This is a genomic window from Rossellomorea sp. GCM10028870 (genome assembly GCF_042666755.1).
In the GTDB taxonomy this organism is placed as follows: Bacteria; Bacillota; Bacilli; order Bacillales; family Bacillaceae_B; genus Rossellomorea.
Genome location: NZ_JBHTGN010000001.1, coordinates 860,348 through 875,047, shown reverse-complemented (window position 1 = coordinate 875,047; position 14,700 = coordinate 860,348). Strand labels below are relative to the sequence as shown.

General features: G+C 37.9%; 19 protein-coding genes. 7 read left to right on the top strand and 12 right to left on the bottom strand.

All coding sequences use genetic code 11. The annotated features are described in order from the left end of the window. The first annotated feature begins 207 nt into the window (after positions 1-207). Positions 208-405 carry a hypothetical protein gene (locus tag ACFQWC_RS04595; protein WP_377106242.1) on the top strand — a complete coding sequence of 66 codons (198 nt, stop codon included), beginning with the start codon at positions 208-210 and terminating at the stop codon, positions 403-405. A 747-nt stretch (positions 406-1,152) separates the two neighbouring features. Further along, positions 1,153-1,344, top strand: a complete 192-nt coding sequence (locus ACFQWC_RS04590; protein WP_044336725.1) for a hypothetical protein — start codon at positions 1,153-1,155, stop codon at positions 1,342-1,344. A 373-nt stretch (positions 1,345-1,717) separates the two neighbouring features. On the opposite strand, the gene ACFQWC_RS04585 is transcribed toward ACFQWC_RS04590, so the two are convergent. The 5 genes from ACFQWC_RS04585 to ACFQWC_RS04565 form a co-directional block, all read right to left on the bottom strand. Then, on the bottom strand, positions 1,718-2,215 hold the full coding sequence (locus ACFQWC_RS04585) for a ribonuclease FAU-1 family protein (RefSeq protein WP_377106240.1): 498 nt from the start codon (positions 2,213-2,215) through the stop codon (positions 1,718-1,720). Positions 2,216-2,253: 38 nt separating this feature from the next. Then, positions 2,254-2,733, bottom strand: a complete 480-nt coding sequence (locus ACFQWC_RS04580; RefSeq protein WP_377106238.1) for an NUDIX hydrolase — start codon at positions 2,731-2,733, stop codon at positions 2,254-2,256. A gap of 51 nt (positions 2,734-2,784) precedes the next feature. Next, the gene (locus ACFQWC_RS04575) at positions 2,785-3,129 is read right to left on the bottom strand and encodes a VOC family protein (RefSeq protein ID WP_299737520.1); all 345 of its coding nucleotides are present in this window, start codon (positions 3,127-3,129) and stop codon (positions 2,785-2,787) included. 22 nt (positions 3,130-3,151) lie between these two features. Next, a complete protein-coding gene (locus ACFQWC_RS04570; protein ID WP_377106235.1) occupies positions 3,152-3,517 on the bottom strand; it encodes an aminoacyl-tRNA hydrolase in 366 nt (121 codons plus the stop codon). A gap of 73 nt (positions 3,518-3,590) precedes the next feature. Continuing rightward, the gene (locus ACFQWC_RS04565) at positions 3,591-3,920 is read right to left on the bottom strand and encodes a hypothetical protein (RefSeq protein ID WP_299737524.1); all 330 of its coding nucleotides are present in this window, start codon (positions 3,918-3,920) and stop codon (positions 3,591-3,593) included. 174 nt (positions 3,921-4,094) lie between these two features. Here ACFQWC_RS04565 and ACFQWC_RS04560 point away from each other — a divergent pair, with 174 nt between their 5' ends. Genes ACFQWC_RS04560 through ACFQWC_RS04550 form a run of 3 tightly spaced genes read left to right on the top strand, consistent with a single transcriptional unit; the run spans position 4,095 to position 5,354 of the window. Further along, positions 4,095-4,691: a TetR/AcrR family transcriptional regulator gene (locus tag ACFQWC_RS04560; protein WP_377106233.1), complete on the top strand. Its 597-nt coding sequence runs from the start codon at positions 4,095-4,097 to the stop codon at positions 4,689-4,691. 4 nt (positions 4,692-4,695) lie between these two features. Continuing rightward, positions 4,696-5,040, top strand: coding sequence for a DMT family transporter (locus ACFQWC_RS04555; RefSeq protein WP_299737528.1), 345 nt, complete (start codon positions 4,696-4,698; stop codon positions 5,038-5,040). Continuing rightward, on the top strand, positions 5,040-5,354 hold the full coding sequence (locus ACFQWC_RS04550; protein ID WP_377106231.1) for a DMT family transporter: 315 nt from the start codon (positions 5,040-5,042) through the stop codon (positions 5,352-5,354). The genes ACFQWC_RS04555 and ACFQWC_RS04550 overlap by 1 nt, the downstream gene beginning before the upstream one ends. Before the next feature lie 77 nt (positions 5,355-5,431). Here the strand turns inward: ACFQWC_RS04550 and ACFQWC_RS04545 are convergent, their stop codons facing one another. The 4 genes from ACFQWC_RS04545 to ACFQWC_RS04530 all read right to left on the bottom strand — a co-directional run bounded on the left by ACFQWC_RS04545 (position 5,432) and on the right by ACFQWC_RS04530 (position 10,012). Then, positions 5,432-6,538: a Ger(x)C family spore germination protein gene (locus ACFQWC_RS04545; protein WP_377106229.1), complete on the bottom strand. Its 1,107-nt coding sequence runs from the start codon at positions 6,536-6,538 to the stop codon at positions 5,432-5,434. Next, on the bottom strand, positions 6,535-7,647 hold the full coding sequence (locus ACFQWC_RS04540) for a GerAB/ArcD/ProY family transporter (protein WP_377106227.1): 1,113 nt from the start codon (positions 7,645-7,647) through the stop codon (positions 6,535-6,537). Before ACFQWC_RS04540 ends, ACFQWC_RS04545 begins: the two co-directional genes overlap by 4 nt. Then, complete coding sequence (locus tag ACFQWC_RS04535; RefSeq protein WP_299737536.1) at positions 7,631-9,154, bottom strand: spore germination protein; 1,524 nt, start codon at positions 9,152-9,154, stop codon at positions 7,631-7,633. Before ACFQWC_RS04535 ends, ACFQWC_RS04540 begins: the two co-directional genes overlap by 17 nt. Positions 9,155-9,229: 75 nt before the next feature. Continuing rightward, positions 9,230-10,012, bottom strand: coding sequence for a nucleotidyltransferase domain-containing protein (locus ACFQWC_RS04530; protein WP_377106224.1), 783 nt, complete (start codon positions 10,010-10,012; stop codon positions 9,230-9,232). 97 nt (positions 10,013-10,109) lie between these two features. On the opposite strand from ACFQWC_RS04530, the gene ACFQWC_RS04525 reads away from it, so the two are divergent. Then, the gene (locus ACFQWC_RS04525; protein ID WP_299737541.1) at positions 10,110-11,201 is read left to right on the top strand and encodes an AI-2E family transporter; all 1,092 of its coding nucleotides are present in this window, start codon (positions 10,110-10,112) and stop codon (positions 11,199-11,201) included. 122 nt (positions 11,202-11,323) lie between these two features. Here ACFQWC_RS04525 and ACFQWC_RS04520 read toward each other — a convergent pair whose 3' ends face one another. From ACFQWC_RS04520 to ACFQWC_RS04510, 3 genes are all read right to left on the bottom strand, one after another. After that, positions 11,324-11,761 (bottom strand): GNAT family N-acetyltransferase, encoded by a 438-nt coding sequence (locus ACFQWC_RS04520; protein ID WP_377106222.1) that lies wholly within the window; start codon positions 11,759-11,761, stop codon positions 11,324-11,326. Positions 11,762-11,794: 33 nt separating this feature from the next. Then, positions 11,795-12,496, bottom strand: coding sequence for a Type 1 glutamine amidotransferase-like domain-containing protein (locus ACFQWC_RS04515; RefSeq protein WP_377106220.1), 702 nt, complete (start codon positions 12,494-12,496; stop codon positions 11,795-11,797). A 165-nt stretch (positions 12,497-12,661) separates the two neighbouring features. Next, positions 12,662-14,167 (bottom strand): glycine betaine uptake BCCT transporter, encoded by a 1,506-nt coding sequence (locus ACFQWC_RS04510; RefSeq protein ID WP_341356478.1) that lies wholly within the window; start codon positions 14,165-14,167, stop codon positions 12,662-12,664. A 256-nt stretch (positions 14,168-14,423) separates the two neighbouring features. On the opposite strand from ACFQWC_RS04510, the gene ACFQWC_RS04505 reads away from it, so the two are divergent. Beyond that, positions 14,424-14,552, top strand: coding sequence for a hypothetical protein (locus ACFQWC_RS04505; RefSeq protein WP_299737548.1), 129 nt, complete (start codon positions 14,424-14,426; stop codon positions 14,550-14,552). The last annotated feature ends 148 nt before the right edge of the window (positions 14,553-14,700 follow it).

Here is a 14,700-nt window from a genome sequence, read left to right as displayed (position 1 = left end):
TTTTTTTGCATGAAGATCACAATATAAATCAGGATGATTAATATGGAAATAAAGAGAGGAAGCGACATTGATTTCTCCTTTATCTTTTCTCTATATCCTTTCCTTAACCGCGTCATTACATAACCATTTTTTCCCGATCAGAGAGTTTAGATGTTTGGATTAATTTGCACGGGGAAAATGTAAAAGAAGTATGAAGGAGGTATTTCGATGAGACATGACCCTATCAATCCACAATATGGTCAAGACGAAATAAAAGAAGTATTTGTTGACGGTTTACAGCGAGACTTATCGCCTGAAGAAGATATGCTAATTTCAGGCTGGACTCAAACATTTAACAAAAGCGAACGTGCTACCATCATTAATCTGCTAAAAGAATTACTAAACAAACACAAGAGACATGACTAAACCAAAAGCGGAGGCGGCTTGACCAGAGGCGACAAGCATAAGACGGGACTACCGGAAAGGCGTTCTTTGCCTTTTTGGTAGTCTTGGCTTATGACCTCGAGCCTCTAGCCGCCGGAGCTGGATGAAACCAAAAGCGGAGGCGGCTTGACCAGAGGCGACAAGCATAAGACGGGACTACCGGAAAGGCGTTCTTTGCCTTTTTGGTAGTCTTGGCTTATGACCTCGAGCCTCTAGCCGCCGGAGCTGGATGAAACCAAAAGCGGAGGCGGCTTGACCAGAGGCGACAAGCATAAGCATTCTATTATTAATGCGAGCATATTGAAAAGGCAAGCCCAAGGGCTTGCCTTTTCATTTTATAGTAAAGTGTTTCTTACATATCACTCGTCAAATCTAGAATTTTATCAATGTCAACGCGATAGATTGGGCGATTTATATCCTCTTGTCCAAGTTCTACGGTATCTTCTAGTACATCATCAATATTCATACTTTTAAATACCCCCCAAGTTGTGTTTTAGATCAGAATGTCAATAATTCTCATTACCATTCTTACCATAGAATACGAATGAATGATTTAATTTTTGGGGGTTCTCTTAAATATTTTTATATCAACATAAACTCTATTAAATTGTATATAATAATCAGAAAGTTGAATAAAATGATGCACTATGTTATGGTTAAAAAACTATTGATTCTACTTAAATAATAATAGATAGGTAGAATAGCTTTCTCCTTAAAGGAGGCATTCCAATGAAACGATTTTCTATGCTTCACGTACCTAAGGATTTCAGGCATAGAGGGCGTCCAGCTGTTACCGTTCACGTTCTACCTGTTCATAAAGAATTTTTCGCAATAGGTAAATCTTTAAAGGGTAACGGTAAAGCTGCCAACAACAATGAAAAACTAGCCGCATACTATGCGTATCTAGATACTTTAAAATAAACGCTTATCTCTATAGAATAAATCATTTAAAAAAGCTGATCAGATAGTGTCTGACCAGCTTTTTTTCCATCTTGAAATGTTCTAATATCCACCAAGCCTTTTTAAAATTAACTGTTATCTAAGTCATTGTTACTATTGATTTAAAGCGAGTGCTGTCCCACTGTTCAATTAGAATACTGCTTGATTGGAAGGGAATCCGCTCCCTTTCCGCGGATGAACGACCAAGCCTCCTCGCTTCTCTGCGGGCTATTTTCTCACCCGTTTTTCCGCAGGAGTCTTGCAAATCCCCTTCCAATCATTATGAAGAGGAGTTATCAGAGCTGAAATTATAATTGTCCTAAAATAATAATCCATCAGAAAACACCCTACACCTTTATTTAATTTTATTGAAACATGTTAAATGTTCTTCGGTCAATTTCTCTATGTTTAATTCATTGTTTTTAATTCGATGGTTCAATTGATGAAACTCAGACTTTGCCAACCTATAATCCTTTTCACAGATTATTTTATTAAGATACGCCTCTTCTAATTCTTGCTGATCTTTTTCTATCAGTTTCCCTCCTGGAAGAATAATAAGATCCAAAAACAAATCATCCATCCAGGGTCCCCTAGTTGAATCATATCCATTTTCTTTCGTTATATCGATATACCACTGAATAACTGATTGATCTTCTTTTAACATAGTAGTAATAGAAAAATGCCGGTGATCAGGAAAGAATTGAAGCCATGAATAGCCATCATCTACAATACATATGGAGTCACCCTCATATTGTACATATAGAGGGTGAGCTACCCTGTCGAATTTTATAAGGGAGAGATATCCTTCCAGTTCACCAGTAGATGTGTACTTAACAGAAACCTCTCTTTCCACTATACGAGACCATCCCTCTCGTGTGCCATATTTCCTTTTTAACAACACTGCTCACCCTTGGCTATGCATTCATGTTGTTTGAAGTCATTAAGCATACGCAGATGACTTCTCACCATCGTTGAAGGTAATTCTTCTAGATTATAAAACTTTAGTTGAATGGATTCAGAGTGTTCTGCTTTCATTTCTCCAACGTAATCATTTGAAAAGTAGGCTGTGGTGACTACATAAAACTCATCTCCATTTTCAGCTTTAATGTATTGATCCGCACCTGAATATACGTTTAACAAATTCAACTTACCTAATGTCAGATTCGTCTCTTCCTTCACTTCTCTTCTCGCCGTCTCTTCCGTTGATTCTGCCAATTCCATCAATCCACCAGGCAGTCCCCATGAGCCATTCGGAAATCTCCTTTGCTGCAGAAGCACTTCCTTTCTGTCATTCAAAATAATGACCACCGATCCGACTAAAATAAGAGGGCGCGTACCAACCATTGCTCTTAATTCTTCTATGTAACCCATTGATCAATCTCCTCACTGAAATGAATCTGCTAACGTGAAACACAGACCGAATTAGTCCGTTATATACTGACAAGCCTCAAAACCATTTCCATCTAAATCCCAGAACTCAAAAAACGTAACCTCTCCATCTTCTTTTATCTCTCCAACCTTGACGTCCCTTTCCACAAGCTTTAACCTAGTCTCTTCCAACGCATCAGAAAAGAGAATCGGCTTGACGGATGAGGGACGTACCTCTCCCTCTTGAACCGTTAGAGTAGAGCCTCCTTGACCTATTTGGAACACAACATACTTTCCCGAATCAAAAACTTGCTCAAACCCCAACACCTCTACATACCATTGGGTAGACTTTTTTAAATCTTTTATACATATATGGACTGTATCCACTTTAGAAAACAATGAAATACCTCCTTCTTCAACTCTAGTTTTTTAATAGTGTTAAGTGCCCGACAATCTCTTTTGCTTCAAACTTTTCCATTGGCGGAAGTGCCACTACTGTTAAAGATCCCTCTTTAATTTCAGTTAACCCGCTATCGTGAATACTGAAATATCCATCACCCTCTAATTTCTCCAGCTCTCCGGCTTTTCCCTTTAGAACAATTTTTTTCATACCTGTTTGCACCCATTCTACAAAGTCTGCTTGTCGATTTTGAAAAGGTGAATCAGATGACATCATCGTCAGTGTACTAAGAGTAGCAGCATGGGCCACTTGCGCTGCCGTTTTTCCTTTAGACATATTCAGTTCCTTATTAACAATGAAATATTGAACGAGATCACGCTTATTCATTTGTCTAATCATCCCTTTTTATCATTTATTTACCTGTTATTTTACCATGCGAAGGAATGTACCTCAGTAATATTTACTTCCTTCTTAGTTTCACATAATCATTTTCAACAGAAACTATTTTAACCTTCTCTCCTATTTTAAAATCTAAATATTGATCACAATCCAGCTTATAGGTGTGCCCGTTATCAAATTTCATCGAGCATGACGGATCGCTGCTGTTTACATCTATAATCTCACCTGATTTAATTCCTTCCGCTCCTTTTCTATTATTCACCGGAAAATACTTTTCCTCAATCATTACCCAATCTTCGAGACTGATAACCACCAGCTTCAGAGTAAAGAGCCCCAACAGAAGAACAAGTAACATAATGAGTATTACAAATTTAGCCCTTAAGCCCATCATGAGTATCCCTTTCCTTCCATATAAAATCAACAGATGATTATATGTAAGGAATCTGACATACATTCGATCGTTTTGAAGAAAAGTGGATTATTTTTCCCTTCTTGCATTTATTTAAAAATGGTTATAGAATAAAACTAACGACCGTTAGTTAGTTAAAAAAGAAGGTGAATGAATTTGAAGAATGACAATAAACAACTCATCAAAGATGTGGCATTGGATTTATTTGGTCAAAAAGGGTATGAGGATACCTCGTTAATGGAAATTGCAACTGCGGTGGGCATTAAAAAACCATCTATCTACAACCATTTCCGAAGCAAAGAGGATTTATTTATGGAAGTAATTGAGGATTTAAGTGTGTCGGAAGTAACGGCCTATAAGAGCGCAGAAGAAAAAATGGATCCTCAAGAACCGCTAACGAATATAAGAACACTCTTTGACTTATTTTGTCAACGATTAGTGACAACTAAAGAAGCACTATTATGGAAAAGAGTCACATTCTTTCCCCCAGAAGTTTTTAAAGATCTTATTCAAAAACAATTCATTTATTTTGAACAGGTGACAACAGCAATTTTGGTATCAATTTACCAGGAAGGCCAAAAACAAAAACTGTTCAGTGAAATCAAGGAAGATGAATTCATTGCCTCCTTTTTATGTTTAGTAGATGGTGTTTTTTTAGAGCATCATTATTATACTGAAGAAATTTTCAGACAACGAATTGAATCGGCTTGGAAGGTTTATGAATTAGGTATTTCAAGTCGTAAAGGAGTGTAGCATCATGGGTTGGATATACGTTATTATTGGTGGAATACTGGAGATTGGCTGGGCTACTGGGTTATCCCTTTCAGAGGGATTTACAAAACCTGTCCCAAGTATTGTCACTGCTGTTCTAATCTTAATCAGTTTTTATTTTTTCTCTAATTCCATGAAATTATTGCCGATTGGAACTGCATATGCGGTCTTCACCGGTATTGGGGCAGCAGGTACTGCTGTAGTTGGAATGGTGTTTCTAAATGATGGGATTAGCATCATGAAAGTTGCTTTTATCACACTACTCATTTTCGGAGTGATCGGTCTAAAAATGAGTGATAAAGAGGAGCAACATACAGGGAGGTCATACTGATGGCATGGATATTTCTCATATTTGCAGGATTTTCGGAGGTTGTCATGGTAACGTTTATGAAGCTCTCTGAAGGTTACAAGAAACTGGCCCCTTCCTTCATAAGTTTTGCTGCAGGAGCTCTGAGCTTTTATTTATTGTCTCTTTCTCTACTTGACATTCCTGTGAGTACGGGATATGGAATTTGGACCGGGATTGGTTCTGCAGGAGCGGTTATCATCGGGATGATCTTTTTCAAGGAAACAAAGGATTTGAAGAGGTTGTTTTTTATAACATGCATTATTGGAAGTATTATTGGATTAAAGATTGTTTCATGACCGAACTAAAAGTGTCCAGCCTTTGAGGAAAAGAGCTCTCAAAGGCTGGACACTTTTTAATTAATGAAAGGTACTGGTTAATTAATAATCCCGTGTCCTACAATATCCACTTTTATAGTCGGGACAATGGTAATGGAGGGGTATGTTTCTTCCCAATTAATTTTTTCCCATGTCTTTGGATGAAAAGCAATCAACTCTCTTCCGATTCCAAATAAATCTGAGTTGGCAATTTGAATTTTTTCAATCATTTTTTGAGCATCTTTTGTTAAATGCTTTGATATTTCTTTATTCAGTCTTTTGAGTTCACTCTTATCAGTTAATTTGTCCTGAGGGTACTCTGCGATTGAAATATCCATTTTCATGTCGATTTCCACCTGAATATTTTCAGGTGTGTCAGATACAATTTTAAGCTTTGATTTAGATTTAGAAACATTGTACGTAATATAATTGTCAATGCTCATTTTTTTATCATTATCTATTTTTGAAACAAACCGAGTTGATTTTGCTTTTTGATTATTCATAAGCAGATATAGAGATGATTCTTTAAATGATAGAGTACCCGTAAGTGAATTCTTATGAAAAATACCTATTCCATCTAAAACAACTTCTCCATTTTTCATTTTAATGAGAGGAAGTGCGAAATCTTTTCCTTCATCAAACATAATGGTACAGACGGTTTGTAAATTCTGTTTAGGAACTCCTGTAGTGACTTCTGCGCTTGTTAGTAATTCAATAATAAATTCAGATATCAACACATTTTTCTCACTCAACTTAGTGAGGATCTCTCCCCCATTTCCTTCCACCACGGCCAATTTAGCAGAAATGGAGCTATTGGGATCACGATAGAATATATCTAAAAATTTATAGATATCTTTTTTAGCTAATTCTTCCCCCAATAAAAACACCCGGTTTTTTGAAGGTTCAAACACTCCGGAAATTTTCCTATCCATACTCATTCTTGTTTCACGAATCGTTTTCCCCTCACCTTGTACCACCACATTAGTAGGGGTTCGATCCTTAAAGTCACGAATGATGGCAGTCGCTCTTATGGTATCCTCATCAACCATATCAAAAGAAGAGGAGAAAACGAGCCTTCCGTTTTTCAGTAATCGTTGATCCCAACACCCTGTCAAACAAAGGTTAATGATAAGTAGGACGGATACTAAAATGCCCTTTTTCCTCATGCGTTCTCTCCTCTTTCCTTTTTCTTGAAAACAAAAGAAATTCCTAATAAAAGAAATGGAATGACAAGTATGAAGAAATAGGAGGTATTAATCACCCATTTGTTGTACAACTCCATTTCTGCTTCTTTATTGGGAATTAAGGCAATGATAAAAGATAAACTGCCAAAGAAAATGGTTATGACAGAACGTTTGATGCGCTTGATTCGCATGAAAGAATGGGTTATTCCCTCCGTCGATAAGAAAAGATAACTGGTTAAAGAAGTAATAACACTTACTACCCAAAGTGAAACAAACACCAAATCAATTCTTTCGACAACTTGCAAATACAGGGATTTCACATAGTATAGAACCGGCTGAGGAACAATGACTAATTCCTCTGGACTGAACGTTATTAGGCTGACAATGGTAAGAAAGGTATAGATCAATGTCACAGAGAGATTGGCCATTGATGCTGAGAATAAGACGGACCGTTCCCCATTATGCTGAAAATAAGGAAAAAGAAACAAAAGCAATTCAAAACCAAGCATTGAAAAATAGGCTTCTTTTATCCCTTTGAGAATATTGATCCTACCTGATTGTCCGATTGGAAGCAAATACCTCCAATCAACAGGGTAAATGATCAATACAACGATGGATATCAAGATCAGAAAGAAAATCAGCACTGAAACAACAACATACACATTGCAAATGTCAGGTAGTAATTCCTTCCCTAAATAGATGGCTGTTCCCATTAATAGAAACATTATAATCCATTTGGGTGTCAGGGTAAGTACCCACGTTTTAATGATGGCAGTTGAATACATTAAAATAAGGCTGGTTACAAGCAATCCATAAAACACATAGGAAACATTAATGAATGTCCCTCCTGCTGTTCCTACCAGCTGTATTGAGTATTGGAAAAGTGACTTAGCGGGGAATCTTCTGCCCAAGACCCACAAAGTCGTTATTAGCAATTGAACAACAATACCGGCCAGTAATACTGAAATCCAAGCATCACCTTTAGAAATGGAGAATACGCTGAATGGAAGGCCAAGAACCCCTACACCAATTTGAGTTTGAATAATGAATAACATCAATTGTATGGACGAGAGATTAGTCTGATTCTTCATTTTTTTCCCATCCTCGGGGATCAGTCGTCTTCCACTTATACTGCGGCTTCAAATCCTTTGGTCTTTCTTTCATCAGCCAAATGGGTACACGGATAAAGGTGTCTTTAAGTGACTTGAAATCCAAAGGTGCAACAGGATATAAATAATATTGACCTAATGATTTGAGCGTCGACATATGTATTAACAGCAACATCAACCCGATTACGATTCCGAGAACTCCGAATAATGCAGCAAAAATCATTAGCGGAAATCCTAATATTCTAACGGAAGTACTCATTTCATTAGATGGAATAACAAAGGAAGATATAGCTGTAATCGCAACTACGATAACCATCGTATTTGAAACCAAATTTGCTTCAACAACTGCCGTCCCAATTACAAGTCCCCCTACTACCCCAATGGTTTGAGCGATGGGATTCGGTAATCGTATCGCAGCTTCACGAAGTAATTCCAAGGTCAATTGCATAATGGCTGCTTCAATCAATGGAGGAAATGGAACATATTCAAGGGAGCTTTTAATCGAAAAAATAATTTCGACTGGAATGATTTCATAATTATACGAAATGACGGCAATATAAAATGCGGGTAAACAAAGGGTTGCAATAAAACTGATTAATCGAATGAATCGTATAAATGAACCGATAAATGCCCGATTATTATAGTCCTCCGATGTTTGAAAGAAGGAAAAAAAATTCACAGGCAAGAGTAAAACGGTAGGGCTTCCTTCCATTACCAGTGCAATTCTGCCTTCCATTAGATTTCCGACTACACGATCCGGTCTTTCCGTATTTAAAAACTGAGGAAATGGAGAATATGAATGATCTTCTAAAAATTCCTCAAAGTATCCGGGGGACTGAATCGAATCTGTTTGAACAAAATTGATCCGGTTCTCAATCGTTTTCAACAATTCAGGATTTGTTAAATGAGATAAAAAAACTAAAGCGTACTTTGTTCTCGTTGTTTTTCCTATGCTTGAGTATTTCACAGTCAATTTCGGATTTGAAACTCTCTCTCTTATGAGATGCACATTTTCTGTGATATTTTCACTGAATCCTTGATGTGATCCCCTAATCACCTTTTCATTTACTGGTTCATATCGATTATTAAGAATCTTAGGCATACTGATAAAGGTCAGGATTTCACTGTCTTCCGCAAGTAAAAGACAGTGTCCATCCACCATTGCACTGAGTGCCTCATCTAAATACAATGTTTCTTTAATACTATTAGTACTTACGACATCACATATATCGCCGGAACCTTTTTCTAATATAGGCTTGATAATATACGTCTGTAAGCTCCTATTATCAATGACAGAATCAATAAACATAATGGTCAATATTTTACTATTGAAGGTTAATTCTCTTATTTTCAGATCATCTGTATTAAATAGACCGTTTCGAAAATAAGTGATTTTCTCTTCTAAAGTGAGAAATTCAGGCACTACTTCTTCTTTTTCTGAAAGCAGCTGTTTTGGTATTCTTCTTTTCCTTTTATTAAACGAACTCATATTAGCACCTTCAGTAAGAATCTTTTTTTCTATGCTTCCCAAAGAAGGTGCCATTATGCATGCCCATGGCTCGTATTAACGTTTCTTCCCGTCTATTTGCATACCCCATACCTCTTCTAATATGGATATGAATGTTTCATTTATACCTCCCCATTGATAGGAGTGATCGCTATGTAAATTCTCCAGAGCTCGGTCCATTTTTAGTAAATCTTCTTTTAGATACTCTTCCATATGCTTTAGGTGATGGGCCTCTTTCCCTTTAACTCTTGAGGTCACCATGGAAATAATCGTATTCTTTATATCTTCATACATATTAAGGTGGTCAATCATTTGGTTGATCCCATTTGGTGGAAACGTTTGATACTTCATAATCCACTTACAAGCAAGCCACGGCCTGATGATGGTCATCCATTTCTTCGTACCGTTTGGATCATCCTTCAAATATTTCTCCATATTGCGTTTTGTCATGTGATAGTAATGAATTAAACAGCGGTCTGGAGAAAAAGTCTGATCTCGCAGCTTCCTGATTTTTTCTATGGTCGGGTGCTCAATATACACATTTTCATCTGTTAACCACTCCAATAGAGATGGGTTTGATTTACGAAGAAGTTTGAGAGCTTTACTCAGGTCCCATCCCCCGAATTCAATGGCATGGTGTGTAGATTTTACAATTACGTCCTTTGTCTGTTGAAGATTTAGATACGCGGTTGTCTCTCGTATATATATAAACCGGACATCATAATCGCTGTCATCTATATGATACCCCCATGCTCGACTTCCAGCTTCGACAGCATACAATATCTTAATCTCCTCTTCTCTTTCTATACACCTAAGATCGTCTAATATGATCCTTCTCAAAAATAATTCTCCTTCCCTTTATATATTAGTAGGGTTTTCCTTTCTGTTTTTGATATACTTATTCACACAAACAAGTCGATAGGTAGAGGTGAATAGCTTGACCAAGAAAAAGATGTATTCGTGGAGCTTACAAATTCTTATTATTCTTACCATTATTTATGTTTCAACTAAGATTTCATTTTTATTTGAACCGATTGTCGTATTTGCTTCAACATTATTTTTCCCCATTATCATTTCAGGATTTCTGTATTTTTTATTAAATCCATTAGTCAATCTCCTGGAGAAAGCAAGACTGCCGAGAACCATCGCCATTATCGTGCTTTACGCTGCTATCGTTGGTGTGATGGTGTTAATTATAGGAAATATCGCTCCTATTCTCTCAAAGCAAATAACAGGGCTGTTCAATGAACTTCCTGAGTATGCAAGACAAACGAGGAATTTTATCGAATACTTATCTGAAACTCAACAATTCAAATGGATGATGAGTCAAGATTACGTATCACTTAAAGATGTGGAAAATCAGTTAGTGGATTTCGCCAATACATTACCGGATAATATCACCACTGCACTTAAAGGATTAGTAAGTGTTCTGACCAGTATTACGATACTGATTGTAACCGTACCTTTTCTACTATTCTTTATGTTTAAAGACGGCCATAAATTTCCTAAGGCCATTTCAAAATTCCTTCCTCCTGCCTACCGGGAAGAAGGAATCAACACGTTAAAGGATACGAGTGATACACTTGCTGCCTACATACAAGGACAATTAACGGTTGCTTCATTTGTAGGGACCCTTACTTTTATCGGGTATTTGATCATTGGTCTGCCATATGCTTTGGTTATGGCATTAATAGGTGCAGTCACCAATATCATTCCTTTTATCGGACCGTTTATCGGTGCTGCGCCGGCTATTATAGTAGCCTTGTTCGATTCCCCGACTAAGGCCATATTGGTCGTGGTGGTTGTAACAATCGCTCAGCAAATAGAAGGGAACCTCCTTTCACCCCTTATTTTAGGAAAGCGTCTGGATACTCATCCAGCGACGATTATCATTCTATTGCTGGTGGCAGGAAACTTAGCGGGTATTCTTGGAATGATCTTAGCCGTTCCTTTTTACGCTGTAACAAAAACCATAGTATTAAATTTAGTGAAGTTCATTAAACTGAGAAGATCTGCGATTCAAGAATGAAAATAAAGAGACAACCGGGCTTGCCCGGTTGTTTATTTTTGAAGTGATTTAAACGTGGTTGTTGAATCGGAAGAATCTGAAAGTGCAGTTATGTCATTTTCCATGTTTCCCTACTCCAACGATCACATCTGTTTATACATAATCACATGAGGCCCGATTGGTTCTATTTCAAATACTTCCCCCAATTGAGTTAAGCCCAATTTCTCATAATATGGACCAGCTGAAATTCTGGCATTGCACCACCACATTTCACACCCTTTTCCTTTTAGAACATCTTCACTGTATGCAATGAGCTCCTTTCCAACGCCTTTCCCTCTATAATCTGGAAGGGTGGCCATTCCTCTTAAACGGTAAGGCAGATTTCCGTTCAAATCCTTTAGTGCTTCCTGATAATAGGAAGCAATACTGATTAGTACGTCTTCATCGAAAGCACCTATGTGAAAGGAACTTTGGGCTAAATCCCCTTCATACTGACACTCCTCTATCGATTGAGTTGGCCTTAAGATCTGTTGTCTGATCCTATATGTATCAGTAGCTGAAATAAAACGAATGTGAATCATCATTTTTCCCCTCCATTTAAAACCCGGTTTTTTTTATAATCTTTTCAGATATTCTGTCGATAAAACCGTTTCATACATATCACCCTCTCTCTTTTCAACCCAATAGGCGGAAGCTTGGACTCTTGAACTCACTACTTTGTAAAGACTTTCATCCTTAAAATGCAAAGCGGCACCATCATCCACTCCATAGCCGGCTTGTAGTTTCCCCTTATCAATAAACGAATGATAAAGGGGACGCCGTTTTTCATCACCATCATAATGCGGGGAATGACTTCCCTTTACGAAACCCAATCCTTTAATCGTTTCTAAGTCTTCTCCATAGGAATCAGTAATTCCTTCTTCAAACCAACAAATCGAGCCTGCGCTCAAACCTGCAAGAACCGTCCCTGATTCCCAAGCTTTCTTGAGGATCGAATCAATCTTCCACTCTCTCCATAGAGCAAGCATACTCTTTGTATTGCCTCCACCCACATAGATAATGTCCTTATCAAGAAAGAATCTCTCTAAATCTTTGGTTGGCAATTTGAATAGTGATAAATGGGAAGGCTCACACGGAAGCGAGTGAAAAGCATTGTAAAATCGCTCTATATACCCTTCAGCATCTCCACTGGCCGTAGGCAAAAAACAAACCTTTGGATTTGATTCCCCAGCCTGATTTAAAATATATTGATCTAAAAGCAGGTTCTCAGGCTCCATCGAAAATCCTCCTCCACCCATTGCGATAATCTGTTTCATTGAATTCACACTCTCCCTCTATTCAAAATTTTTCGATAAGTAACTTAATCCTATCAAAATCATTGAACTTAGCGTACATTTTTTTAAATCAAGAAAAAAATCCTATAGAAAGACCCTCTATACGAAATAGAGGGTCTTCGCTTACTTCTTATCCTGTTAATAAAATCACTTACCAGCACCTGACGTTTTTTTCTTTTTCATTTTCATTTCTTTTTGGAATGAAAGAATTAATCCATATGTCATGACAAATAAGATAATGCCTAATGGTAAGGCTGTGATGATGGTGGCGGCTTGCAATCCGCTGATGCCGCCAGTCCCCATCAAGATTGCCGCAATGGCAGCTAGTACGATCCCCCAGCTGAACTTCACAAAAAATGGAGGGTTCAAACTTCCATTAGACGTTTGCATCCCCAGTACAAATGTTGCGGAGTCGGCGGACGTCACAAAGAAAGTAATGATCAAGATTAGGGAAATAATCGATAGCACACCACTTAGAGGCATTTGATCATACACATAGAATAGTGCCGTCTCCAAACTTTGACCCGCTACATCTACACCTTGAACAAAGTCGTAATATAAACCTGTTCCACCGAATACACCAAACCATAGAGAACATACGATTGTAGGCACAATGATGACGGCGATTATGAACTCCCGCACAGTCCTTCCTTTTGACACCCTCGCAATGAAAGTTCCCACGAACGGTGTCCATGAGATCCACCATGCCCAATAAAAAATCGTCCAATCCTTCACCCATTGATTATTCTCCACATTAAAGGGTGAAAAGCGTAACCCCATACTAGGCAGATTTTGAACGTAGCTCCCAAAAGTGGTCAAAAACAATTCCAGGACAAATTGCGTAGGACCTGCGATGAGAAAGACAATGAATAACAAGACCGCCAATACCATATTGGCATTGCTCAAATATTTAATTCCTTTTGATAAACCAGAAGCAGCAGAAGTAATAAATAGCACCGTTGCTACTCCCATGATGATCAACTGGACTTTAAAGTCTATCGGGGTTCCCATTAGGTAATTGAGTCCACTGTTAATTTGTTGTGCACCAATCCCAAGTGAAATCGCCACACCGAAAATCGTGGCAAACACAGCGACAATATCAACAAAATACCCTATGGGACCTTTCACTCTATCTCCAATGACAGGATATAACGTGGCACTCATAAGTCCTGGCATGTCCTTCCTGAATTTATAATAGGCAAGGGCCAATGCTACGACCGCATAAATGGCCCAGGCATGGAATCCCCAATGAAGATATGTATAGCGTAATCCGATTTTAGCGGATTCAATGGTCCCACCTTCCCCATATGGTGGCGTGGAATAATGAGAAACAGGCTCCGAGACCCCATAAAAAAGCAGTCCGATTCCCATTCCTGCACTAAAGAGCATAGCAAACCATGTCAATGTGGAATATTCTGGCCTGTCAGTGTCCCTCCCTAATCGAATCTTTCCATATTTACTAAATGCAAAGAAGATCGCGATGAGGAAAAAGAATGAAGCTGAAAATTGATAAAACCAGCCAAATTTGTCTAGAAGAACTCCTTGAGTATTGGTCATGATATCAATCAATGCCTGAGGAAAAATAACCCCCCAAGCCACAAAAATGATGCCGATTGTAATCGCAATCCAAAACATTGGTGTGAAATTTTTCAAATGACTTCCCCCTTAATTCGTAGATGTAGCTCTAGCATGTAGAAATAGGTATGTAAAGAAAATAAATGCACAAACTTATTATTACCCCCCATTTCCAAGAGCTAAACTAGTAAGTAACTGGAAAGTGAGGGACGGACCTTTTCAAGGTCCGTCCCTCACTCTAAATTTGCATATGTAAAATTCCCACTTTTATATTGATTTTTCATGTATCTTTATTTCATTTCGGGGCACATTATAGTAGACGGAGGTGATAAACATGACTAACAACAACAATAAAAAACCACAACAACAAAAAAATGAAGCAGAATTTGCTCAAGAGCAAAACGCTGCTGAAAGAGCTAGAAAAGCTGCTAAACAACAAAACCAAAACCAACAAAATAAATAATATCATAGTGACATAATTAAATACTTACCAAGAGACTAGTCAAGACTGACTAGTCTCTTTCTATTAGGTCCGCCTTAATTCTATGAATCACTTCATCTTGAGCATAGAAAAACCTCCCCGGATTGTTCCGGAAAGGTTAGTGTGATTA